Source organism: Cupriavidus basilensis (assembly GCF_000832305.1).
Taxonomy (GTDB): domain Bacteria; phylum Pseudomonadota; class Gammaproteobacteria; order Burkholderiales; family Burkholderiaceae; genus Cupriavidus; species Cupriavidus basilensis_F.
The window spans coordinates 1,445,100-1,468,372 of the sequence record NZ_CP010537.1 but is presented as its reverse complement, the minus strand read 5'-3'; the positions used below and the strand labels follow the sequence as shown (position 1 = coordinate 1,468,372).

22 protein-coding genes are annotated in these 23,273 nt (G+C 67.1%); 10 read left to right on the top strand and 12 right to left on the bottom strand.

From position 1 onward, the window contains the following. Positions 1–34 precede the first annotated feature (34 nt). Positions 35–781, bottom strand: coding sequence for a hypothetical protein (locus tag RR42_RS27255; RefSeq protein ID WP_043354590.1), 747 nt, complete (start codon positions 779–781; stop codon positions 35–37). 318 nt (positions 782–1,099) lie between these two features. On the opposite strand from RR42_RS27255, the gene RR42_RS39980 reads away from it, so the two are divergent. The 6 genes from RR42_RS39980 to RR42_RS27230 all read left to right on the top strand — a co-directional run bounded on the left by RR42_RS39980 (position 1,100) and on the right by RR42_RS27230 (position 6,890). Next, positions 1,100–1,255 (top strand): hypothetical protein, encoded by a 156-nt coding sequence (locus RR42_RS39980; protein ID WP_236702205.1) that lies wholly within the window; start codon positions 1,100–1,102, stop codon positions 1,253–1,255. A 173-nt stretch (positions 1,256–1,428) separates the two neighbouring features. Continuing rightward, positions 1,429–2,727 carry an MFS transporter gene (locus tag RR42_RS27250; protein WP_052495000.1) on the top strand — a complete coding sequence of 433 codons (1,299 nt, stop codon included), beginning with the start codon at positions 1,429–1,431 and terminating at the stop codon, positions 2,725–2,727. Positions 2,728–2,890: 163 nt separating this feature from the next. Then, positions 2,891–3,376: a hypothetical protein gene (locus tag RR42_RS27245; protein ID WP_043354589.1), complete on the top strand. Its 486-nt coding sequence runs from the start codon at positions 2,891–2,893 to the stop codon at positions 3,374–3,376. Between the two features lie 274 nt (positions 3,377–3,650). Beyond that, complete coding sequence (locus RR42_RS27240) at positions 3,651–5,204, top strand: class I adenylate-forming enzyme family protein (protein WP_043354587.1); 1,554 nt, start codon at positions 3,651–3,653, stop codon at positions 5,202–5,204. Positions 5,205–5,311: 107 nt separating this feature from the next. After that, a complete protein-coding gene (locus RR42_RS27235) occupies positions 5,312–6,478 on the top strand; it encodes a thiolase domain-containing protein (RefSeq protein WP_043354585.1) in 1,167 nt (388 codons plus the stop codon). A gap of 4 nt (positions 6,479–6,482) precedes the next feature. Further along, the gene (locus RR42_RS27230; RefSeq protein WP_043354584.1) at positions 6,483–6,890 is read left to right on the top strand and encodes a Zn-ribbon domain-containing OB-fold protein; all 408 of its coding nucleotides are present in this window, start codon (positions 6,483–6,485) and stop codon (positions 6,888–6,890) included. Positions 6,891–7,349: 459 nt separating this feature from the next. On the opposite strand, the gene tcuB is transcribed toward RR42_RS27230, so the two are convergent. The 6 genes from tcuB to RR42_RS27200 form a co-directional block, all read right to left on the bottom strand. Continuing rightward, positions 7,350–8,522, bottom strand: coding sequence for a tricarballylate utilization 4Fe-4S protein TcuB (gene tcuB / locus RR42_RS27225; protein WP_043354581.1), 1,173 nt, complete (start codon positions 8,520–8,522; stop codon positions 7,350–7,352). Then, complete coding sequence (gene tcuA, locus RR42_RS27220; protein ID WP_043354579.1) at positions 8,509–9,936, bottom strand: FAD-dependent tricarballylate dehydrogenase TcuA; 1,428 nt, start codon at positions 9,934–9,936, stop codon at positions 8,509–8,511. The genes tcuB and tcuA overlap by 14 nt, the downstream gene beginning before the upstream one ends. Positions 9,937–10,120: 184 nt before the next feature. Then, positions 10,121–11,071 (bottom strand): LysR substrate-binding domain-containing protein, encoded by a 951-nt coding sequence (locus RR42_RS27215; RefSeq protein ID WP_043354577.1) that lies wholly within the window; start codon positions 11,069–11,071, stop codon positions 10,121–10,123. Between the two features lie 93 nt (positions 11,072–11,164). Further along, positions 11,165–11,878 carry a 4-carboxy-4-hydroxy-2-oxoadipate aldolase/oxaloacetate decarboxylase gene (locus RR42_RS27210; RefSeq protein WP_043354575.1) on the bottom strand — a complete coding sequence of 238 codons (714 nt, stop codon included), beginning with the start codon at positions 11,876–11,878 and terminating at the stop codon, positions 11,165–11,167. Then, on the bottom strand, positions 11,875–12,624 hold the full coding sequence (locus RR42_RS27205) for a PIG-L deacetylase family protein (protein WP_043354573.1): 750 nt from the start codon (positions 12,622–12,624) through the stop codon (positions 11,875–11,877). Before RR42_RS27205 ends, RR42_RS27210 begins: the two co-directional genes overlap by 4 nt. Before the next feature lie 110 nt (positions 12,625–12,734). After that, on the bottom strand, positions 12,735–13,706 hold the full coding sequence (locus tag RR42_RS27200; RefSeq protein WP_043354571.1) for a tripartite tricarboxylate transporter substrate binding protein: 972 nt from the start codon (positions 13,704–13,706) through the stop codon (positions 12,735–12,737). 123 nt (positions 13,707–13,829) lie between these two features. On the opposite strand from RR42_RS27200, the gene RR42_RS27195 reads away from it, so the two are divergent. The 3 genes from RR42_RS27195 to RR42_RS27185 all read left to right on the top strand — a co-directional run bounded on the left by RR42_RS27195 (position 13,830) and on the right by RR42_RS27185 (position 18,304). Next, the gene (locus RR42_RS27195) at positions 13,830–14,729 is read left to right on the top strand and encodes a LysR family transcriptional regulator (RefSeq protein WP_043354570.1); all 900 of its coding nucleotides are present in this window, start codon (positions 13,830–13,832) and stop codon (positions 14,727–14,729) included. 211 nt (positions 14,730–14,940) lie between these two features. Next, positions 14,941–16,773 carry a methyl-accepting chemotaxis protein gene (locus tag RR42_RS27190; RefSeq protein ID WP_052494999.1) on the top strand — a complete coding sequence of 611 codons (1,833 nt, stop codon included), beginning with the start codon at positions 14,941–14,943 and terminating at the stop codon, positions 16,771–16,773. 283 nt (positions 16,774–17,056) lie between these two features. After that, positions 17,057–18,304, top strand: a complete 1,248-nt coding sequence (locus RR42_RS27185) for a cation:proton antiporter (protein WP_043354568.1) — start codon at positions 17,057–17,059, stop codon at positions 18,302–18,304. Between the two features lie 201 nt (positions 18,305–18,505). On the opposite strand, the gene RR42_RS27180 is transcribed toward RR42_RS27185, so the two are convergent. Next, positions 18,506–19,042: a carboxymuconolactone decarboxylase family protein gene (locus tag RR42_RS27180; RefSeq protein ID WP_043354566.1), complete on the bottom strand. Its 537-nt coding sequence runs from the start codon at positions 19,040–19,042 to the stop codon at positions 18,506–18,508. 168 nt (positions 19,043–19,210) lie between these two features. Here RR42_RS27180 and RR42_RS27175 point away from each other — a divergent pair, with 168 nt between their 5' ends. Next, positions 19,211–20,209 carry an AraC family transcriptional regulator gene (locus RR42_RS27175; protein ID WP_043354564.1) on the top strand — a complete coding sequence of 333 codons (999 nt, stop codon included), beginning with the start codon at positions 19,211–19,213 and terminating at the stop codon, positions 20,207–20,209. Here the strand turns inward: RR42_RS27175 and RR42_RS27170 are convergent. The 4 genes from RR42_RS27170 to RR42_RS39975 form a co-directional block, all read right to left on the bottom strand. Then, positions 20,182–21,120: a 2-dehydropantoate 2-reductase gene (locus RR42_RS27170; protein WP_043354563.1), complete on the bottom strand. Its 939-nt coding sequence runs from the start codon at positions 21,118–21,120 to the stop codon at positions 20,182–20,184. The two genes, RR42_RS27175 and RR42_RS27170, sit on opposite strands and share 28 nt — an antisense overlap. An 86-nt stretch (positions 21,121–21,206) precedes the next feature. Then, complete coding sequence (locus RR42_RS27165; RefSeq protein ID WP_043354562.1) at positions 21,207–21,755, bottom strand: winged helix-turn-helix transcriptional regulator; 549 nt, start codon at positions 21,753–21,755, stop codon at positions 21,207–21,209. Between the two features lie 85 nt (positions 21,756–21,840). After that, on the bottom strand, positions 21,841–23,028 hold the full coding sequence (locus tag RR42_RS27160) for a thiolase family protein (protein WP_043358034.1): 1,188 nt from the start codon (positions 23,026–23,028) through the stop codon (positions 21,841–21,843). Next, positions 23,028–23,255, bottom strand: coding sequence for a hypothetical protein (locus tag RR42_RS39975; RefSeq protein WP_144409967.1), 228 nt, complete (start codon positions 23,253–23,255; stop codon positions 23,028–23,030). Before RR42_RS39975 ends, RR42_RS27160 begins: the two co-directional genes overlap by 1 nt. Positions 23,256–23,273 lie beyond the last annotated feature (18 nt).

The window sequence follows — 23,273 nt, the reverse complement described above, 5'->3', positions numbered from 1 at the left end:
CGCTCGCGCGCGGCAGGGATGGCAATGCCAATGCCTATTGCACCGTGGCACCTGAAGACACACCGCCGCTTGTGGCCGTTGTCATCTGCTCCATAAATAACGCCGCGCGCAGTTTCGAGGTCGCAGCCCGCGTGCTCGCGTCCACCGACTTCATCAGGTTGACATATTCCGGCGCGTCATCCCATTCGCCGATCACGGGCGTGTTGACTTGCACCGGCTCGTACCATTGCAGCCGATTGGTATGCAGATCAATCAACTGCCCCACCAGCGATACATAGCCCTGCGGCGCTCCCAGCGGCATAAAACCATAGTAGCTGCGCGACGTGCCCAGCCAGCGCGGCGCCACCAGCAGCAACCGATCCGCGCCATACTGCTTGGCCAAAGGCCGGTAGTCCATCTCAGCAATACCGTCACCGGAGCCTTCCGTGAACTTCTTCAACATCTCCGTATCCACAGGATCCGCTACCAGCACGACCTTGACCTGGCGGGACTCCAGCCCCTTGGCCAGTTCCTGCGGCAGCCCCTTTACCAACGAGAAGTCTTGCCGCTGCAACCGCTCCACGATTGCCTGTGCATTGGCCTTGTTGATGGCGTAGTCAAGGATCCCCTGCGCCCCAATCATGTTCTGGTTAGGCTCTGGCAGCTTTTGCACTGCCACCGCGACCGTGCTCGTCCGATCATCAAAGAGCTTCGCGGAAGCAGGAATTGGCTTCTGCACGACCGCACAACCCGCCAACGAACACAACGCCAGGAACAGCCCGGCAAGACCGATTCGACCCATGATTCTCCTGTTTTATCTAAGCCGCTACTTACGAGGTTGGTGACAAGACGCCAAGCCGATACGCCACGCCGCCGGTCCGATTAACACTGGCGGCAAGCCGGCCACGCCCGCATTTCCGAGGGTTTTTCGGAAGTTCACATCGCCGGCCCCGGAAGGCGATAAGCACGCCGTTGCCCCGCTTGGATAACGGCGGGAAACCCACCGCCCAATACCCCACCGACGTCTGGCTTGACGGCTTGCGCGCGCACGCGAGCGCACCGGCCCGAGGCGCTGATACCACTACGTCCATGACATCCAGTCAAAGCGGGCGCCGGGGCCATGGAACACCAGCAGCGGCGTATCGGGTATCTACCCATCGATGAGAGGCTGGCGGTGGAGGCGATGCAGTTCATGATCGCCGCGGCCTCGCAAGACGCGCGGGAAGGCAGCAGCGCTTTCGTGGAGAAGCGCCCGGCCATGTTTCGCGGCGCCTGAGTATCGGGCGAGGCACCGGGGGCGTGTGCCTGGCGCGCCCCCTCGCACATGCGGGACTGGCGCTGGCGGCTTGCAAGGCATATATTGACCAGCGCAAGCGCGCCCGCGCAGGCTAGCCGACCTTTCGCGAAAGGCGGCGGATAGCCGGGGTGGCGCGGCGAAGGAGACTGGCGATGCAAGCGGACATGGCAGGCGCGGCAGTGCCCGGATCCTCAAAGCTGGGCGCGGTCCTGCGGGTTACCAGCGGGAATTTCCTCGAACAGTTCGATTTCTTCCTGTTCGGCTTCTACGCCACCTACATCGCCCACACCTTCTTTCCGTCAAACAGCGAGTTCGCCTCGCTGATGCTGACCTTTGCGGTGTTTGGCGCGGGCTTCCTGATGCGCCCGCTCGGCGCGATCTTGCTGGGCGCCTACATCGACGAGGTGGGACGCCGCAAGGGCCTGATCGTGACGCTGTCGCTCATGGCCAGCGGGACCATCCTGATCGCCCTGGTGCCGGGCTATGCCAGCATCGGCGTGCTTGCGCCGGTGCTGGTGCTGATCGGCCGGTTGCTGCAGGGCTTCTCCGCAGGCGCGGAGCTGGGCGGGGTATCGGTCTACCTTGCCGAAATGGCCACGCCGGGCCATAAGGGCTTCTATACCGCCTGGCAGTCGGCCAGCCAGCAGATCGCCATCGTGGTGGCAGCCGGGCTCGGCTTCGGGCTCAACTACTGGCTGACGACCGACGAACTGGGGGCGTGGGGCTGGCGCATTCCGTTCTTTATCGGCTGCCTGATCGTGCCGTTCCTCTTCGTGCTGCGCCGCTCGCTGCAGGAAACCGAGGCGTTCCGTACCCGCCGCCACCACCCGAGCACGCGCGAGGTATTCGACTCCATGCTGGGCAACTGGCGCACGGTGCTGGCCGGCATGCTGCTGGTGGCGATGACCACCACCACCTTCTATCTGATCACCGTCTATACGCCCACGTTCGGCAAGACGGTGCTCAAGCTCAGCACGGCCGACAGCCTTGGCGTCACGCTCTGTGTCGGCATTTCCAACTTTATCTGGCTGCCCATCGGCGGTGCCCTGTCCGACCGCATTGGCCGCCGCCCTATCCTGCTGGCCATTTCGGCCATCGCGCTGGTCACCGCCTATCCCGCGTTGTCGTGGCTGGCGGGCGCGCCGAGCTTCGGGCGCATGCTGATCGTGCTGCTGTGGCTGTCCTTCCTCTTTGGCATGTACAACGGCGCCATGGTGGTGGCCCTGACCGAGGTGATGCCGGTGGAGGTGCGCGTGGCCGGCTTCTCGCTGGCTTACAGCCTTGCCACGGCGGTGTTTGGCGGCTTTACGCCGGCGGTCTCGACCTACCTGATCGAGGTGACCGGCGACAAGGCCGCGCCGGGCTACTGGATGAGCTTTGCCGCGGCATGCGGGCTGCTGGCCACCCTCATCCTTTATCGCAAGGCGCGTCCCGTGGCGCCGGAATTTTGAGGCCCATCGTCAACTTTTTTCCGCATTTGGCGCCGCCAGCATCACAAAACCACCTACGTTGCCCTACAGATCTGCTTCACGTGTTCGTTAATTCCGGGTATCCAGGTGTGCCGCGCGCGGCCGCCTCCCGTGCGTTCGCGCACTACCCGAAGGAACAAATCCGATGAGCACGATCGATCCGGCGTCCTCCACCGGCGGCCAGTTTGCCGCCGCCACGGCCCTGGCTGGCGCAGCCGGCCTTGCTACCGCCAGCCAGGCAACGCCCGCCGGCCAACCGAGTAGCGGCAAGCCGTCCGATGGCATCCATGTCGATCTCTCACCGGCTGGCCGCACGCTGGCGGCAAGCAAGCCGGCCAGCGGCCGCAACAGTGATATCGACAACAGCAACCTGCCGGATACGGCCAAGAACCTGCTCAAGCGAATCCGCGAATTGCGCGAGGAACTGGCACGCAAGCAGCAGGAACTGCAAGCCGTGGCCTCGGCCCAGAATCTCACTGCCGACCAGAAGCAGGTTCGCCTGGCAGCGCTGAACCAGGCCATGAGTTCACTTTCCGGTGCCATCGCCAGCACCACTGCCGCGCTGGCCAAGTCCATGGAGAAGGCCTCGCCCGAGCAGCAGATGAGCGCGGCGGCCCTGGCCATGGGCTGATTTCGCCATATCCGCCATAGGGTGGCTCCATCGAGGGCCACCCCGCAAGTTGGTTTTCCATCCCTCTCCCTGCGCAACGCCCCTCCCCTCGCTTGTCCCCTGGCTTGCCCCCGCGCGCCATTTTGTGCGTCGCAACAACGATTCCCGGCAAGCCCCTCTTCCAAAAAGCCAAATTGTCGAACCCGGCACAAGGCGCGACACTCTTTCACAGCCGCGGCAGGCCGGCCATGAATGAGACAGCCAAGCACACCCCCAAGAGCCCAACGGCAGCCCTATGTCACCGACCAGCACTGACTTCACCCCTCTCGCCGCCCTCGTCGACGCCCAGGCCGCGCTGCGGCCGCGGCATCCGGCCGTGGTGCTGGACGAACGCAGCGTGGATTTCGCCAGCCTCAACCGGCTCGCCGACCGCGTTGCCGCCGCGCTGCAGCGAGACGGTGTGCCGGCGCAAGGCGCCGTCGCCATCTGCGCCGCGACGTCGATCGAGTACGTCGCGGCCTTCCTCGGCAGCCTGCGGGCAGGCGTGACGGTGGCACCGCTGTCGCCCTCGCTCAACCCGCAGACGCTGCGCGCCATGGTGCAGGACTCGGGGGCGTGCCGGCTGTTGATCGATGCCAGCACGCACCAGGCCCTGCACGGGCTGGAGGCCGAGCTCGGCATTCCCTGCATCGCGCTGGACGACAGCCACGCGGGCATTGCCTTTGGCCAGTGGCTGGCCCCCGAACATGCCCGGCCGGCTGCGGTCGACGTACAGCCCGACTGGGCGTTCAACCTGATCTATTCATCCGGCACCACCGGCGTGCCCAAGGGCATCATCCAGCCGTTCGGCATGCGCTCGTCGCATGTGCAGCGCGCCACCCAGGGCGGCTATGGCCCCGACACCGTGGCGCTGCTATCCACGCCGCTATACTCCAACACCACACTGGTCAGCCTGTTCCCCACCTTGTCGCTGGGTGGCACCGTGGTGCTGATGCGCAAGTTCGATGCCGGCCAGTACCTGGCGCTGGCCGCACGGCACCGCGTCACCCATACCATGCTGGTGCCGGTGCAATACCAGCGCATCCTGGCCCACCCTGACTTTGCCAGCACCGACCTGTCATCGTTCCGCTATAAGTTCTGCACCAGCGCGCCCTTTTCCGCCGCGCTCAAGGCCCAGGTGCTGGCACGCTGGCCCGGCGCGCTGATCGAGTACTACGGCATGACCGAGGGCGGCGGGCGCTGCGAGCTGCGCGCGCATGAGCACCCGGACAAGCTGCATACGGTCGGGCGCCCCTCGCCGGACACCGATATGCGGCTGCTGGACGATCAAGGCCGCGAGCTCCCCGCCGATGCGCCGCGCGACGCCCCGGGAGAGATCGTCGGGCATTCCCCCGCGATGATGTCCGGCTACCACAATCATCCAGCGAAGACCGCCGAGGCCGAGTGGTTCGACGCCACCGGCAAGCGCTTCATCCGCACCGGCGACGTTGGCTACTTCGATGCCGACGGCTTCCTCATCCTGATGGACCGCAAGAAGGACATGGTCATCTCGGGCGGCTTCAACATCTACCCGAGCGACATCGAAGCGGTGCTGCTCGAGCATCCCGACATCGCGGACGCGGCAGTGGTCGGCGTGCCCTCGGAGCGCTGGGGCGAGACGCCCGTGGCCTTCGTGGTGCTGCAGCCCGGCGCCATCGCCCAAGCGGCCGCGCTGCTGGACTGGGTGAATGGCCGGCTAGAGAAAATGCAGCGCCTGGCTGCGCTGGAGCTGTCGCAGGAACTACCGCGCAACGCCATCGGCAAGGTGCTCAAGCGCGATCTGCGCGACCAGTACGGACGCGCGCCTTGACGCTCGCGGCACCAAACAAGAACGCAAGACTTCGGTTATAGCCATATTCCATATTCCATGGCCATCACCGCACGCCAACGTACCCGGGACAACAACTAGGGAGACCCATGAGCATCAACGGCAAGGCTTATATCGTCGGGGCCTACGAGCACCCGACCCGCAAGGCACCGGACAAATCCATCGCGCAACTGCACGCCGAGTCCGCCAAGGGCGCGCTCGAAGACGCCGGCCTCACCCTGCAGGACGTGGACGGCTACTTCTGCGCGGGTGACGCGCCCGGCCTCGGCGCGCTCAATATGGTCGATTACCTCGGCCTGAAGGTGCGCCACGTCGACTCCACCGATACCGGTGGCTCGGCGTATATCGTCCACGTCTCGCACGCCGCGCAGGCCATCGCCGCCGGCAAGTGCAATGTGGCGCTGATCACGCTGGCAGGCCGCCCGCGCTCGGAAGGCTCGAGCGGCACGCAGGCGCGCAACTGGGGCGCCAACCTGCCCGACCAGCCGTTCGAGGCGCCGTTCAGCCCGGTGACAGTGAACCTGTACGCGATGGTGGCGATGCGCCATATGTTCCAGTACGGCACCACCGCCGAACAGCTTGCCTGGATCAAGGTAGCGGCCTCGCACCACGCGCAGCACAATCCCCACGCCATGCTGCGCGAGGTGGTGACGGTGGAGGACGTATTGAATTCGCCGATGATCTCGGATCCGCTGCGCAAGCTCGACTGCTGCGTGGTGTCCGACGGGGGCGGGGCGCTGATCGTCGCCCGCCCGGAAATCGCGGCCAAGCTCAAGCGCCCCATGGTGAAGATCCGCGGCGCCGGCGAAGCCGTCAAGGGCCAGCTCGGCGGCATGGTCGACCTGAGCTGGTCGGGCGCCGCCATCTCCGGCCCGATCGCGTTTGAAGAGGCGGGCATTCGCCCATCCGACATCAAGTACGCCTCGATCTACGACAGCTTCACCATCACCGTGCTGATGCAGCTGGAAGACCTGGGCTTCTGCAAGAAGGGCGAAGGCGGCAAGTTCGTGGCCGACGGCAACCTGATCTCCGGCGTGGGCAAGCTACCCTTCAACACCGACGGCGGTGGCCTGTGCAACAACCACCCGGCCAACCGCGGCGGCATCACCAAGGTGATCGAAGCGGTGCGCCAGCTGCGCGGCGAAGCCCACCCCGCCGTGCAGGTCAAGAACTGCGACCTGGCCCTGGCCCAAGGCACCGGCGGCTACCTCGGCTCGCGCCACGGCAGCGCCACCGTCATCCTGGAACGGGAGTAATAAGATGAGCACACCTTACACCGCCACTCCCCTCAAAGCGCCGCAGGTCGCCCCGGACAACACCGAGTTCTGGGAAGCCGCCCGCGCCGGCCGCCTGCTGGTCAAGCACTGCCAGTCCTGCGGCAAGCCCCACTGGTACCCGCGCACGCTGTGCCCGTTCTGCATGGGCGAGACCGAATGGAAGCAGGCCTCGGGACGGGGCACCATCTACTCGTTCAGCGTCACCCGCCGTGCCGGCCCCACCCCCTTCTGCATTGCCTACGTGACGCTGGAAGAAGGCGTGACCATGATGACCAACATCGTGGATTGCGACCTGGATACCGTACGCATCGGGCAGGAAGTGAAGCTCGTGTTCACGCCGACGGACGACGGGCCGCCGGTGCCAACGTTCACGCCGGTCAGCGCTGGCTGAAGCAAACAGGAACGCGAGGGACATCGCAATGGCGAGCGCCCGCCCTCTCCCCCAGCCCCCACAAGCGGGAGAGGGGAGCCAACCACTGGCAAGATCAACCCTTCAACCGATCAGTCGATCAACCCGTTGTGGTAGCCGTGTGAAGCGCCCGGAGGGCGGGCCACACTCCAGCGCGATGCGAAGCGAGCCGTGAAGGTTTACCTAGGCCGTATGGGGCGCCTTCTTTGCCTACTTTCTTGGCAAGACAAGAAAGTAGGTCGCCGCGCCGCAGGCGTGGTGAAACTGCAGTTGCCTTTGACCTCCAGCAGTTGCCTCTGACATCCAGCAGTCGCACCCGCAACAACCCCGTTACCAGATCCCTCAATCCCTCGCCGACACGCCAATGCCGCAGATCGAGGAAATGGCGAGAATGCCGGGCTTTGTCATGTGGTTCCCCCTGGTTCTTTGCATGCGTGATGGTCAGTCCGAGCCAAGCGCCAGGTTGCCGGGCCGGCGTTTTTCGATGTTCCATTTGAGCAGCGCCGCGCTGCGGTAGATGCCGTGCGCGAACTTGCCGTATGGCAACGTCAGGAACAACGCCATCACCACGCCCAGGTGCACCGCCAGCAGCAGCGCCATGGCCGGCGTGTCGCGCCAGGCCAGCAGCGCCAGCCCGCTCAGGCTCGTGAAAAACAGCAGCGCGATAAAGCCGCGGTCCATCGGCTTCTGGGCGGCATCGCCGGTGCGCGGGTCGCGCTTCAGGTTGAGCCAGAGCAGGCCTGCCGGGCCGATCAGCAAGCCGATGCCGCCGGCCGTGCCCAGCAGCACCGGCAGGCTGGTGGGCGCATACGGTGCGTGCAGGCCCAGCAGGTAGTGGTACAGGGTGGCGACCGCCGTGGCGGCAAAGCACAGCATGAAGCCGTAGAACGTGAAATGGTGGAAGCGCCGGCGCCACAGCGTGAACGCGTCGTCCGCGTTGTTGCAGCCCTGGCCATGGCCGCCGTCCAGGTAGCGCAGCCGCAATGCATCGTGCGCCGCGCCGCCGATGGCCGGGCCGCGCACCTCGCCTTGCAGCTCGCCGGGCGAGACCCTGCGCCAGAAGCGCGTCACGCCCACGCCCAGCGCCAGCACCGCGCAGCCGAACACCAGGCCGAACATTGCCGCCAGCAGGTTGTGCGGGAAGATGGCGTAGAAATTGCCGGCCAGCGGTGCGTGCAGCAGGCTGCCACGCATGGCAAGCACCATCACCAGGAACAACGCCAGCCCGATTGCCAGCGCCAGCGCGGTGGCCAGGCCGGCGCGGCGGTACAGGCCACCAAGGGCGACGGGCCAGGCATAGTCGGAGTATGTCTGGACCCGCACCTTGGCCATGGCCTGCGGCACGTTGACCGCAAACTCGTGCGGTGGCGCGTACTGGCAGGCGTGGTAGCAAGCGCCGCAGTTGTGGCACAGGTTGGACAAGTAGTGGATATCGGCCTTGCCGAACTCCAGCCGGCGCGTCATGGCGGGAAACACCGCGCAAAAGCCTTCGCAATAACGGCAGGCGTTGCAGATCTGCATGACGCGGCCCACCTCGGCCTCGTTTCCGGTGAGCGGCAGCATGCCCTGGGCCAGTGCCGCCGCTTCGCGCGTCAGCGCTTCAAGATGTTGCATGCTGCTTTTCCTGGAATGCGTTGTGACCGGGCTGCCCGAGCGCGGCTGCGGCGGCCTGGGTGCCGGCGATGCGGCCGAAGGCGGTGCCGATGGCCATGCCGACACCCGCTGTATAGCCCTTGCCGAGCACGTTGCCGGCCATCATCTCGCCAGCCACGAACAGGTTGGCGCTGGGCTTGCCGCCGAAGTGCACGGCAGCGTGCTCGTTCACCTTGAGGCCGAGGTAGGTAAAGGTGATGCCGGGGCGCAGGGCGTAGCCGAAGAACGGCGCGGTATCGATCGGCCGTGCCCAGTGGGTCTTGGCCGGGGCGAGGCCCTCGGTGTGGCAGTCGTCCAGCACGGTGTGGTCGAAGGTGCCAACGCGGCACGCCGCGTTGTAAGCCTCGATGGTGCGCATGAAGGTGGCCTCGTCCAGCCCGAGCTGGCGCGCCAGCTCCGGCAGCGTGTTGGCGCGCACGCCCGGAAACACAGGCGGCATGAAGCGGCCCACGGCCTTGGCGTCGATGATGGAATAGCCGATCTGTCCGGGCTGCTGCGCGACCAGCCGCCCCCAGATGGCGTAGCGCTTGGGCCAGAAATCCTCGCCCTCGTCGTAGAAGCGCTCGGCATTGCGGTTGAGCATCACGCCCAGCGAGACGCAGTCCACGCGCGTGCAGATGCCGCCGTCGTACAGCGGCGCGCGCGCGTCGATGGCCACGCAGTGCGATTGGGAAGGGTCGCCGATGGCGTCCGCCCCGGCTTCGATCATGAACTTGAGCAGCACGCCCATGTTGAAGCGCGTGCCGCGGATCAGGAAGTTGTCGGCCGGCCAGTCACCGTCGGCGTTCTGGCCCCAGGCCTCGCGCAGCCATGCGCGGTTGGACTCGAAGCCGCCGGCGGCCAGCACGCAGCTGCGTGCCTCGATGCGCTCGCCGCCGATGCGGGCGGCTTTGAAGCGGCCTGCGTCCAGCTCGATGGCATCCACCGGCGCGTTGTAGCGCACCTTGACGCCAAGGGCTTCGGCACTGCGGAAGTACGCGTTGACCAGCGCCTTGCCGCCGCCCATGAAGAAGGCATTGGTGCGCGCCACGTGCAGCGCGCCTGACAGCGGCGGCTGGAAGTGCACGCCGTGGCTGCGCATCCAGTCGCGGCAGGTCGACGAGGCGCGGATGGCCAGGCGGGCCAGGCGCTCGTCGGTCAGGCCGCCGGTGACCTTGAGCAGGTCTTGCCAGTATTCCTCTTCGGGATAGGCCTCGACCAGCACGTCTTGCGGCGCGTCGTGCATGCAGCGCAAATTGCGGGTGTGCTGGGAGTTGCCGCCGCGCCACTCGCGCGGCGCGGCTTCCAGCAGCAGCACGCTGGCGCCGGCTTCGCGCGCCATCAGTGCCGCGCACAGGGCGGCATTGCCGCCGCCGATGACCAGGACGTCGATCATGGGCGTGCGCCTCCGGCGAGGCTCGGGAAAGCCGGCAGGGGCGGCTCCAGGATTTGAATGATGGACAGCACGATGAGGGTTCCGGTGGGGATGCCCGCACTGTAGCGGCCCGCCGGCGTCCTGCTAAGCCCCCGGATCACATGGGGGCATCACGATTCGTGATACCCCCTGCGGGGCACGTGCATCAGCCGTCCGGCCCAAGCAGCCGTGCCCCCCGCCAGGCGCCGGAGCGCACCAGTTCGCGGGCGCAGTCGGCCAGCACCACGCGCATGGCCAGCGCGGCGGGCGATAGTTCGTCGTCGGAGAGGCTGCACAGGACGTTCTGGCGCCGCACCTTGGGGTCCGCGATCTCGGCCAGGTGAAAACGCGCCTGCGCATCGGCATAGCGCCCCACCGCGGCCCAGGGCTGCAGGGTGGCGCCAAACCCGAGGTCGACGGCATCCATCAGCATGGCCAGGGAATCCACCTCCTGCACCACCTGCGGCACAATCTTCACGCGGGCGAAGGCGGCATCGAGCGTGCTGCGCAGCCCGTGCAGGCCGGTGGGCATGATCAGCGGCACATCCCGCAATTGCGCCATGCGCAGCCGCGGCGGCGCCTCGGCGTCGGCCTCGGCCGGCAGCGCGCGGCGTGAGCGGATCAGGAACAGGGTTTCCTCAAGCAGCGGCGTCACGCTCCAGCGGCGCGCCACAACGGTGTCGAACAGCACGGCCAGGTCGAGCTGGCGGGCGTTGAGCATGGCGCTGAGGTGACCGGACAGGCTCTCCACCATATGCAGGCGCACATCCGGATAGCGCTCGCGCATGGCGCGCATGAGCGGCACACCCATGACCGAAGCCGTGGTGGGCGCCAGCCCCACGCTGACCGTACCGGACAGCCGCGCATGGTGGGCGGCGCGCTTGGCCTGCTCGGCATGGCGCAGCGCCAATTGCGCCTCGCGGAAGAAGGCCAGCCCGGCCTCGGTGGGCGTCACGCCGCGCGTGGTCCGGCGCAGCAGCCGGGTGGCCAGCTCGCTCTCCAGCCGGCTGATCTGCTGGCTCATGGCGGATTGCACCATATCGAGGTCGAGCGCCGCGCGGCTCATGCTGCCAAGCTCCACCACGCGGACGAAATACTGAAGCTGGCGTAGTTCCATCTGGTTCCCCGGCCTGGATTCGTGTCTGGAATCGTGTCTGGATTCGTGTGTGCGACGCTTATACCAGATCGCGAACCGGCGGTGGCCGCCCGGTCAGGCTTCGTCGAAACCGCTGTACCAGTCCACGGTCTGCTCGGCGTACGCCAGGCCCTTGGCCGCCAGCGCCTCGCGCATCTGGTACATGTCCAGCCCCAGCACGCCGGCGGCCAGCGTCGCGCGCTTGCCCTCCTCCATGGCACCGCGCTCGGCGGCGCGGCGCGCGGTCTCGGCGGCGAGCGGGCGCGGCACCACCACCACGCCATCATCGTCGGCCACGATCACGTCGCCGGGGCGCACGTGGGCGCCGGCGCAGACCACCGGCACGTTGACCGCGCCCACGGTCTCCTTGACCGCGCCCTGCGCCGAGACGGCCCGCGACCAGACCGGGAAGCCCATGGCATTGAGCGTGGACACATCGCGCACGCCGGCGTCGATCACCAGGCCGCGCGCGCCGCGCGCCTTGAGCGAGGTGGCCAGCAGGTCGCCGAACAAGCCATCGGTGCAGTCGCTGACCAGCGCCACCACCAGCACGTCGCCGGGCTGCACCATCTCCACCGCGACGTGGATCATCCAGTTGTCGCCGGGATGCATCAGCACCGTCACGGCGCTGCCGGCCATGGCGGCACGGGACTGGACTGGCCGCATGTACGGCTTCATCAGCCCGGTGCGGCGCTGCGCCTCATGCACCGTGGCGACACCGGCGGCGCCCAGTGCGTCGATGTCCGCGGCGGCCGCGCGCAGGATGTTGCGATAGGCGATGGTCTTCATGACAGGCTCTGCGCGACTTGCGGGAACACGCGTGCATAGCCTTCTGCGTACTGCACCTTGCGATCGGAGTTGCGCGCGGCCTGCGCGCCGCGCTGCAGCGCCACGCGGGTGTAGTACTCCCACAGGTGTTCCTGCGCCGCCATGGTGGCGAAGGCGCGCTGCTTCTTCTCCCACACCGAAGAGATATCGAGCAGCACGTCGGGCTTCCAGTTGCATTGCTCAGGCTGGTGCGGCTCGAACAGGAACACCGGCGGCGCGCCGATCACCGGCACCTCGGGCTTGTAGCCATGCGCCTGGGCGATGACCCGCGCTTCCTGCGCGACGTGCGTGGCCAGCGGATGGTCAAAGTTGTAGATGTCCTCGCGCGAGTGGCTCAACACCAGTTCGGGCCGCAGCGCGCGATAGAGATCGGCCAGGCGCAGCAGCGCTGCGTCGGTCACGCGCATGGGGTAGTCCCCCAGGTCGAAGCACTCCAGCGTCGCGCCCAGGATGTCGGCGGCCTGCTGCGCCTCTTCATGCCGGGCCGCCTTGACGCGCTCGATGGTCATGCCCGGCTGGCGCCACATCTTGGCGGACTCGCCGCGCTCGCCAAAGGACAGGCAGACGATCTTGACGTTGTAGCCACGCTCGGCGTACAGCGCGATGGCGCCGCCGGCACGCCAGACAAAATCGGCGGCATGCGCGCTGACCACCAGGATCGAGGGACGCTGCGCGTCCGGCTGGGCTTGGGCTTGGATGTCGGACATGGGGGATTCTCTTGGATCTTGTTGGGCCGTATCGTGTCGGGTCGTGTCGGGTCGTGTCGGGCCGTATCGGGCCGTATCGGGTCGTAGGATCGTCGGATGCGCGTGAGACCTCAGTCGGCCGTGATGCCCGCCTTGCGGATGACGCCGTTCCAGGTGGCGGTTTCGCCGCGCACGAACTGGCCGAAAGCCTCAGGCGTGCCCGGCAGGATGGTCACGCCCAGTTGCGCGAGCTGTTTGCGCACATCGGGGTCGGCCAGCGCGGTGTTGGCGGCCGTGTTGAGTTCATGGACCACGGCCGGCGGCGTCTTGGCCGGCGCCACCAGCCCCCACCAGACCGAGGCGGTGAAGCCCGGCAAGCCTTGCTCGCGTGAGGTCGGCACGTCCGGCAGCAGCGGCGTGCGCTGATCGCTTGCCACCGCGATGGCGCGCAGCGTGCCGGCGCGGATATGGGTGATGACTTCGAGCGGGTTGATCGGCATGAACGAGATACGCTCGCCCAGCAGGTCGGTGATCGCGGGCGCGCCGCCCTTGTAAGGCACATGCAGCACGTCGATGTGCGCGGCTTCCTTGAACAGCTCGCCGGCGAGATGGCCCGAGCTGCCGTTGCCGGCCGAGGCATAGCTGAACTTGCCCGGCTGGGCCTGCGCCTGGGAGACCAGGCCCTTGAGCGACGTCACGCTGGATTTTGCCGGCACCACCAGCACCAGCGAGGCCTGCCCCACGCGCGCCACCGGCGTGAAATCCCGTGCCGGGTCGAACGGCAGCTTCGCGAACAGCGCGGCATTGGTGGCCAGGCTATTGGACGCCATCATGATGGTGTAGCCGTCCGGCGCGGCCTTGGCCACGGCCTCCATGCCGATATTGGTGCTGGCGCCCGGACGGTTGTCGACGATGATGGGCTGCTTGAGCAGCACGCTCATCTTCTGCCCGACCGAGCGCGCCACGATGTCCACCGCGCCACCGGCGGCATAAGGCACGACCAGCCGGATTGGCTTGGCCGGGTAGGCCTGGGCGCTGGCGGCGCTGGCGGCCAGCGAGAGCGCGGCGGCCAGGAAGCCGGCAAGGTAGGGGCGGCGCAGCATGGTTGTCTCCTGATGGTGCAGTTTGTGGTGCGGCTCAAGGCCGTTTGCGTGCATTCTGGGTAGCTGCCGTGATACTGTCCAATACGTTTTTGAACCCCTTGTTATCGCACTTCGATATAAGCAATGGATTTCCGCCAACTTCGCTATTTCGTTGCCGTGGCCGAAGCGCTGAGCTTCAGCGAGGCCGCGCGCAAGCTCCATATCAGCCAGCCACCGCTGAGCACCCAGATCAAGGCGCTGGAGGACGAACTCGGCAGCGCGCTGCTGCACCGCTCCCGCCATCATGTGGCGCTGACGCCGGCGGGCACGCTGTTCCTGGACAAGGCCAGGGCGGCGCTCGCCAACCTGGAGCAGGCCCGCGAGGTGGTCAGGCAGGTGGCCGCCGGCGAGGCGGGCGAGATCCGCGTGGGCTTTACCGCCTCGGTGCCGATGCAGGATGCGTTTCCGCGCGCGGTGCAGCGATTCCGCGTGGACCACCCGCGCGCCATGCTGGAGCTGGTGCATATGTCCACCGGCCAGCAGTTGCAAGGACTGGAGAAAGGCGAGATCGACATTGGCTTCCTGCGGCCGTCGCCCCAGTTCTACCCGCCCGCCAGCATCACCGTGCACGAGGTGCTGGCCGACCGCCTGGTCGCCGTGCTGCCTGCCTCGCACGCACTGGCAAACCCGGTGGACGACGCCGGGATCGATATCGGCGCGCTGTGCGCACAGCCCTTCTTGCTGTTCCCCCGCGGGCTGGGCTGCGGGCTGTTCGACCACGTCACCACGCTTTGCAACCGGGCGGGCTTTGCCCCGCGCATCGGCCAGGAGGCGCGCGAGGCGACCACCATCATTGGATTGGTAGCGAGCGGCGCCGGCGTGTCGGTGCTGCCGGAGATCTACGCGCGCACCGGCATCCCCGGCGTGACGTACCGGCCACTGGCGGGCCAGGATGCCAACAGCCGGGTGCTGGTGGCGCATCGCACCGGGGCGCTGTCACCCATCATGCGTCGGTTCCTGGCATTTTTTGAGGTTGGCGGCTGAGGCAAGGACGGTGCGGAAACCGAGTCCCGCCGCGCAATAGCGGCGTATTCACCACGCCGCGGGGCGCCGCCATGCACTAGCACGGCGAAATGTCTGCACATTGCCGTTTCAGCCCTACAGTTCCCCTCCAGCCTTCCGTTAGCCGGGGCATGCTGGCCGACAACAAAATTGTCGGAGGCCTTTTTCAACCACCGCCCCCTACCCAACGCGCATGCTTCTCTCGCTCCGTACACGCATTACGGCGACCTGTGTCGCCATCGTTGTCACCGCCCTGTCGGCATCCACCGGCATCACCTACGTAGTCACGAAGCACAGCGACGAACGCACGCTGCGGCAAAACCTCGCCACCATCACCCAAGGCAACGCGCAAGCCATCACCGAGTGGCTGACCGCGCGGGCCGACATGGTGCAAGCCGTCTCCCCGGAGAGCCTTTCCACCGATCCCATGTCTGCGGTCACGCAGCTGGAAAAATCCGGCGGCTTTGTCGTGGCCTACGCGGGCTACCCGGACAAGCATGCGGTGTTTTCCCGCGACCTCGGCATCCCCGCCGACTACGATCCCACGGGCCGCCCGTGGTACCAGGCCGCCGTCAGCGCCGGCAAGCTGGTCATCACGCAGCCGTATGAAGATGTCGCGACCAAGAAGCTCGTGGTGACGCTGGCCCTGCCCGTGCTGGCCAATGGCCAGTTGAAGGCCGTGGTGGCCGCCGATGTGAACCTGGACGCCGTGACCTCCACCGTGAACGCCATCCACCCCACCCCGGCCAGCTTTGCCTTCCTGGCCGACAAGAGCGGGCGCATCGTGGCGCATCCGGATGCCAGGCTCAACCTCAAGCCGGCCACCGATCTGTCCGCCGACCTGACGGCGAACGCCCTGGCCAGCCTGTCGGATCCCGACCAGCCCCTCGCAGTGAAGATCGCGGGTGCCACCAAGCTGCTGCATGCGGAGCCGGTCAAGAACTCCGACTGGGAAGTGGTGGTTGCCATGGATGAGGATGAAGCCCTGGCCGGCCTGCACAATGTGCTGCAGGCCATGTTCATGACCCTGGTGACGGTGGCCTTCCTCGCCGCGGGTGTCGGCTCGGTCATGACTGCCTCTGCGTTCCGGCGGCTGTCCCAGGTGCGCGAGGCGATGGACGAAATCGGCTCCGGACACGGCGACCTGACCAAGCGCCTGCCGGCCGACGGCAATGATGAGGTCACGCAGATCGCCCGTGCGTTCAACCAGTTTGCCGACAAGCTCGCCACGGTGCTGATCGATATCCGGGACAGCAGCGAATCGGTTCGTACGGCAACCGCCGAAATCTCGCAGGGCAATATCGACCTGTCCGCGCGTACCGAGCAAGCCGCGGCCAGCCTGGAGCAGACAGCGGCTGCCATGGACCAGCTCACCGGCACCGTGCAAAACTCGGCCGAGGCCGCCGTGCGCGCCGGCGAGCTGGCGGCCGCGGCCTCCCAGGTCGCCAACCGGGGGGGCGATGCCGTCTCTCGCGTGGTGACCACCATGCAGGAAATCTCGACCGCCTCCGCCAAGATCCACGACATCATCGGGGTCATCGACGGCATCGCCTTCCAGACCAACATCCTGGCGCTCAACGCTGCCGTGGAAGCCGCCCGCGCCGGCGAACAGGGACGCGGATTCGCCGTGGTGGCTGGCGAAGTCCGCACGCTGGCCCAGCGCAGCGCCCAGGCCGCCAAGGAGATCAAGGGACTGATCAGCAAATCGGTGGCCAAGGTGGACTCGGGCGCGGAGCTGGTGCGGGACGCCGGCGAGACGATGAACAGCATCGTGGCCAGCGTGAAACAGGTCGAGCAGGTGCTGCGCGAAATCTCGAATGCCGGCAGCGAGCAAAGCGTGGGCATCACACAGGTCAACCAGGCGGTGAGCCAGCTCGACGGGGCGACGCAGCAGAATGCGGCGCTGGTCGAGCAAGCCTCGGCGGCGGCCGGTTTCCTGCATGAGCAAGCCAACAAGCTGGCCGATGCGGTGGGCCAGTTCCGCCTGGCCAGCGCGCATGGCGGCGCGATGGGGTCCGGGGCTTGAACCGCTGAGCAGGCGGCGAGCCAGGTAAGCAAGGGGGTTCAGCGGCTGCTGAACCCCCTTTTTTCGTCAGGCGGGCGCCATTTGGAGAAATTTCACAATTGCTGGTATGGTTGGTGTGGCACAAAATCCACATGACGGCGCACCCGGCGCGGAATGCCGGTGGTGCTGCTAGTGCTGCTAGTGCTGCTAGTGCTGCTAGTGCCGGCATGACTGTAGTGCCCGTAATGCTAGAAACACCCGCTCGAAACACCCGCAACGCCCATCAGCAAGGAGAACTCCCCGCATGACTGTATTCCAAGGGACTGGCGCCCTTTTCACCCTCATCGCCATTTTCGGCGTCATCAACCACCGCTTCATCAAGCTGCCCGACACCCTGGGCATCACGGCCGTCGGGCTGGTGACCTGCCTGAGTGTGTCCATCCTCGGCTTCAACCACCCTGAAATGGTCGCGCAGGCCCGCAAGCTCGTGGCCCAGATCGATTTCTCCGACGTGGTCTTCCATGGCCTGCTCAGCCTGCTGCTGTTCGCCGGCGCCTTGCACGTCGACCTCTCGCGCATGCGCCGCCAGCGCCGGGCCGTGGTCATGCTGGCCACGGTCGGCGTGGTGATCTCGACCGCCGCGGTCGGGTTCGGCTTCTTCTATGTCGCACAGTGGCTGGGCCACCCGGTCAGCCTGCTGTGGTGCCTGGTGTTCGGCGCGCTGATTTCCCCTACCGATCCGATCGCCGTGCTCAGCGTGCTCAAGAACGCGGGCGCATCGGAAAGCCTGGAAACCAAGATCGCAGGCGAGTCGCTGTTCAACGACGGCACCGCGGTGGTGGCATTCCTGACCCTGGTGGGGCTGGCTACCGGCGCCACCGAATTCTCCGCTTCGCACGTGGCGCTAGCGCTGGTGCGCGAAGTGCTGGGCGCGGTGGTGCTGGGCATGGTGGTGGGCTATGTGGCGTCGGTGCTGCTGCGCGGGATCGACAGCTATCCGGTCGAGATCCTGATCACGCTGGCGCTCGCCACCGGCGGCTACAGCCTGGCCGAAGCGGTGCACGTGTCCGCGCCGCTGTCGGTGGTCATCATGGGCCTGGTGATCGGCAACCATAGCACCAGCAAGTCGATGTCGGAGAAGACCCGCGAGCACTTGTTCAATTTCTGGGGCCTGCTGGACGAGTTGCTCAACCTGGTGCTGTTTGGCCTGATCGGGCTGGAGATCATCGCGCTGTCGCTGCAGCTGCATATCGTCTGGCTGGGGCTGGCGGCGATTCCCGTGGTGCTGGTTGCCCGCGGCATCAGCGTGGCCATCCCGTTGCTGGCGCTGCAGAATTTCCGCCGGCTCAATCCCCACTCGGCCACCATCATGACCTGGGGCGGCCTGCGCGGCGGCATCTCGATCGCGCTGGCGCTATCGCTGCCGGAGTTTCCCGGCCGCGAGATGCTGATCGGCGTGACTTACCTGGTGGTGGTGTTCAGCCTGCTGATCCAGGCCACCACGCTGGGCAAGCTGGTCAAGCACCTGAATGGCCTGAGCCCGAAACCATAGCGGATACAGCATCCGCGCGCAGCTTGAGGCGGCGGTTGGAGATAGGCACGTCGAGCACGGTTTGGGTCGGGAATACAACGAAGCGCCCGAGCGCTCTTGGCGATCGGGCCCAGATGATAGCGCAGGCGGGTGACTTTTCGGGCACGCCCCGGCGCGCTGCGCTGGCGGCGGGAGCGGCCTGGCCGGCCGCCCCGCCCTCTGTCACGCCACCTTGGGGAAATCGATCGCCGTATCGTTGACGCGGTTGATCATATTGGTGAACAGGATCGCGCTGATGGCCTGGATGCTCTCGACGATCTGGCGATCGGTGTAGCCGGCTTCGCGCACATTGGCGACGACGCTGGCGGGTAACGTGCCGGAAGTCGTGACCACGGCCAGTGCGAAGCGGACCAGCGCGTCGATCTTGCTGTCTTGCGGGTATTCGCCGGCGCGCAGCTCTCGCGTTTGTTCGGCGGTATAGCCGGCCATCTTGCCGGTCATGGTGTGCGCGGCCACGCAATAGTCACAACCCGACGCTTCGCTGACGGCAAGGTTGATCGCTTCGAGCTCACGGGCGCTGAGCGTGGCGTTCTTGAGCAGCGCGCCGGTTTGCAGTGCGTGGGCCAGCACCTCGGGGGCATTGCTGCCGATCACCGCGTAAGCGTTGGGCACCTTGCCCACGGCGCCCTTGATGGCGGCGAACAGTTGGGCAGCCTGGCCGGTGGCTTCGGCGGGGTTGATAGTGTGAAGACGGGACATGACGGCACTCCTTTGCGGTTGGTTGATGGACCCGCGCTGTGTTTGTTGCGCTGCTTCCATGGACTGAAGTCTAGGCGCGCCAGATGCGACTTACCGCATATAATCGTCGCATTATCTTGCCCTATCGTCTCAACACATCGTATCCGTCTTGATGACTCCGTTCCCGCCATGGATAGCCTGACCGAACTTGTGCGCATGCTTTCGCCCGCCGGCACCGTCGACCTGCACTGCCACTTCGCCGGCAACTGGCGGGTGGACAACGCGGCAGCGCCCGCCGGCCACCTGCCGTATCACATCATCCTGAAGGGGCAGGCGCGCGCGCTGGTGGCGCAGGAGGCCATCTCTCTCGCTGCGGGCGACGTGCTGCTGTTCCCGCATGGCAGCGCGCATACGCTGCGCAGCCTGCCCGATGGGACCGAGGGGGCCGAAGGGGCGCACCCCGCCATGCCGGCCCAGACCACGCGCTTCAATGGCCTGCTGACCGAGGTGACGATGCCCGGCGACGCGCATCCGCTGGACATGCTGTGCGGCACGTTCGTGCTGGGCTTGCCGGGCACGGTGCTGTTGCGCAACCTGCCACCGGTGCTGCGCGTGGCCACCGCGCAGCGCGCCGATTGCGCCTGGCTGCATGCGCTGATCGACATGATGCGCAACGAGGCGCAGGCGCCCGAGCCTGGTGGCGCGGCGGTCATCGGGCAGCTCTCCACCGCATTGCTGACCCTGCTGTTGCGCGCGCTGATCGCGCAGGGCGGCGTCACGCATAGCCTGCTGGCGCTGATGGCCGATGCGCGGCTGTCCAAGGCGATCGATGCGGTACTGCGCGCGCCGGCCGAGCCATGGTCGGTGGCGTCGCTGGCGGCGGTGTGCAATGTGTCGCGCGCCACGTTCGCACGGCGCTTCGCCCAGCTCAGCGGCGAGACGCCGCTGCAGTTCGTGACCACCTTGCGCATGGAAATGGCCGCCCGCCTGCTGACGCTGGACCGCGGCTCCGCGGCCAGCATCGGCGAGCAATGCGGCTATGCCTCCGAGGCCGCCTTCGGGCGCGCCTTCAAAGCGTACTTTGGCGTGGGGCCGGGCATGTTCCGGCATGCGGCGCGGGAGCGCCGCGCGGCCGCCGCCGCGCAGGCGGCCTCGGCGCGTCAGGCCGCGGCGCGCTGCGCTTCGTAGACCTGCAGGTGGCTATAGGCGATGCGCACCAGCGGCACCGCATGCCCCAGCCGCGCGGCACGCTGCGCCATGTCGCCGACGATGTCGTACGCCTCCAGGCGGGGCGCGCCCTGCGCGATATCGCGCATCATGGAGGCGACCCAGGCCGAGTTCTCGTCCAGCAGGCGCGCGGCCATGGCCTGGGCCACCGGCTCGGGCAAGGCGTACCCGGACAAACGCGCCACCGCCGCGCATTCGTCCATGGCCTGCTGCATCAGCGCGCGGCCGTCCACCGTCCTGACGATCTGGCCAACGGCGCCACGCATCAGGCAGGTCATCAGCGCACCGGCCGAGATCATCACCCACTTGTTCCACAGCGCCTGGTCGATGACTGGTGACAACTCGCGCGTGCCGGGCGTGCTGGCGGCAAGCGCATGGAAGGCCGCGGCCAGGCCCTGTGCCGACTCGGCACGCGCGCCCACGATGAGCCTGTCGACCGCGCCCTGATGCACCACCGCGCCAGCGGCGTCGAGCGTGGTGGCAATGTACGACACGCCGCCAAGCACCCTGTCGCGGCCGTAGCGCGCGTCCAGCGTCTCATACGCACGCAGCCCGTTGACGAGCGGCAGGATCGCCGCGCGCTTGCCCCCGCTGGCAGAAAGCGCCGGGCCCAGCGCGGCCATCGCGCTGTCCAGGTCGTAGGTCTTGCATGCCAGCAGGACCAGGTCGTAGTCCGCCTTGGCGTCCTCGGCCAGCACCGTCTTCACGGCGGCGCGGATATCGCCAAGCTCGCTGCGCACGGTCAGGCCATCTCTGGCCAGCGCTTCGGCGCGCCGTGGGCGCACCAGGAACGTGACATCCGCCCCCGCCTGCATCAGGCGCGCGCCGTAGTAGCCACCCATGGCGCCAGCGCCCAGGACCAGAATCTTCATGACGTTCCCCGCTTCGATGTCCTACTTGATTGACAGTGACAAACAGTGACTAACAGTGGCCAGCAGTGGCTGACAGCGCAAAGCGCCTACGGCAGGTCGCCGGCGAGCACCGCGCCGCCCGCCTCCCCGGTTTGCTCCGCGCCCCCCAGGAAGCTGGCGGCGGATGCCAGGCGCCGGCGCATGCCGTCCGCGGCGGCCGGGCCCGCCACCAGGGCATGCCGCTTGAAATTCAGCCGCTCGCCCGTGCCGGCATCCACCAGCACGGGATCGACCACCTTGCCGGTTTCCTTGTCGCGCAGTTCCACGCTGGGGCCTTCCGGCGCGAAGTGCTTGTTGCCCCAGGCCAGCATGGCCAGCAGCACGGGCAGGAAATCCCGCCCGCATTGCGTCAGCACATATTCGTAGCGCGGCGGCTTCTCCGAGTACTGCCGGCGCTCCAGCAACCCCTCCTCCACCAGCGCGGTGAGGCGGCGCGTGAGCATGTTGGGTGCGATGTCCAGGTTCTTCTGGAAGTCGTCGAAACGCCGCGCGCCGTAGAACGCCTCGCGCATCAGCAGCATGCTCCACCACTCGCCAACCCGTTCCAGCCCGCGGGCGATGGGGCATTGCATGTTCCTGAAGGTTTTTCTTTGCATGGTCGACGACTCCGCTTCGGCATCTTGATACTTTCAGCATGATAGCTGGATTGAAACGCCGCAATGCCGGCCTCACCGGTGCCGTCTAATCCAGGGCTTCGAGCGCCAGCGCAATGCCCTGCCCGCCCCCGATGCACAGCGTCACGACGCCCCGGCGTAGCCCATGCGCACGCATCGCATACAGCAGGCGTGTGGTGAGCACCGCCCCGGTCGCGCCGATGGGATGGCCATGCGCGATCGCGCCGCCCTCCACGTTGATGATGTCGAGCGGCAACCCGAGTTCGCCCGCCACTGCCAGGGGCACCGCCGCGAAGGCCTCATTGATCTCGAGCCACTCGACATCGCCCAGCGCCCATTGCGCCCGCTGCAGCGCCTGGCGCACAGCGGGAACAGGCCCAAGGCCGAACAAGCCTGGCTCGACGGCGCCTACGCCATAGGCCACCAGCCGGGCCATCGGTGCCAGCCCGAGGCTCTCGGCCAGCGATCGCTCGGCGACCAGCATGGCGGCCGCGCCGCTATTGAGTCCCGGTGCATTGCCCGCGGTGATGGTGCCGTCCTTGCGAAACGCCGGACGCAGCTTGCTGAGAATCTCGAAGGTGGTATCCGGCCGGTTCGCTTCATCCACGTTGAACGTGGACGTGCCGCCCTTCGCCTTCACGGGCACACCGATGATCTGCTCCACAAAGCGGCCTTGCTCCTGCGCGCGGGCAAAGTGGCTTTGCGAGCGCTCTGCCCAGCGGTCCTGTTCGTCGCGGCCGATCTTGTTTCGGGTCACCAGGTCCTCGGTATGCCAGCCGGAGTGCTCGCCCGAGAAGGCATCCACCAGGCCATCGCGCAGCATGCTGTCCTGCAGCGCCGCGTCGCCCATGCGGCTGCCCCAGCGGGCGGCGGGCATCAGGTACGGCGCCTGGTCCATATTCTCCATGCCACCGGCAATCGCCACGTCGACATGGCCAAGCCAGATTTCATCGGCGGCGCTGGCGATGGCCTGCGCGCCCGACCCGCACACGCGGTTGACCGTCATCGCCGGCAGCGAAACCGGCAGGCCCGCGCCGATGGCCGCCTGCCGGGCGGGATTCATCCTGTTGCCCGCCTGGATCACATTGCCGAACACCACGCTGCCAATCCGCTGCGGATCGACGCCGGAGCGCCGCACCGTCTCGCGGATGACCGCCGCGCCCAGTTCGGTTGCCGGCGTGGCCTTGAGCGAACCGTTATAGGCGCCGATGGCGGTGCGAACGGGGTGGCACAACACAACTTCCCTGGTTTTCATCACAAGCTCCTTGGGGTGGTGGACGAAGCCGGCCGCGTAGCGGCCGGCCATTGCGCTTGCGCATCGCCAGCCGCCGCGCCCGGCGGCGCCTTGCAGTAGCGGTTGTCGGCGCGGGCGCATCCCACGCCGGCGTCGCGCGGGCGCTCCGTGCCGGCGTGGACGGTTTGTGCCGCCAGGGCGGCAAACAGCGTGGCACAGGCCAGCGCGCTAGCTAAACGGGTGTTCATGATCCATCTCCCGGGTGT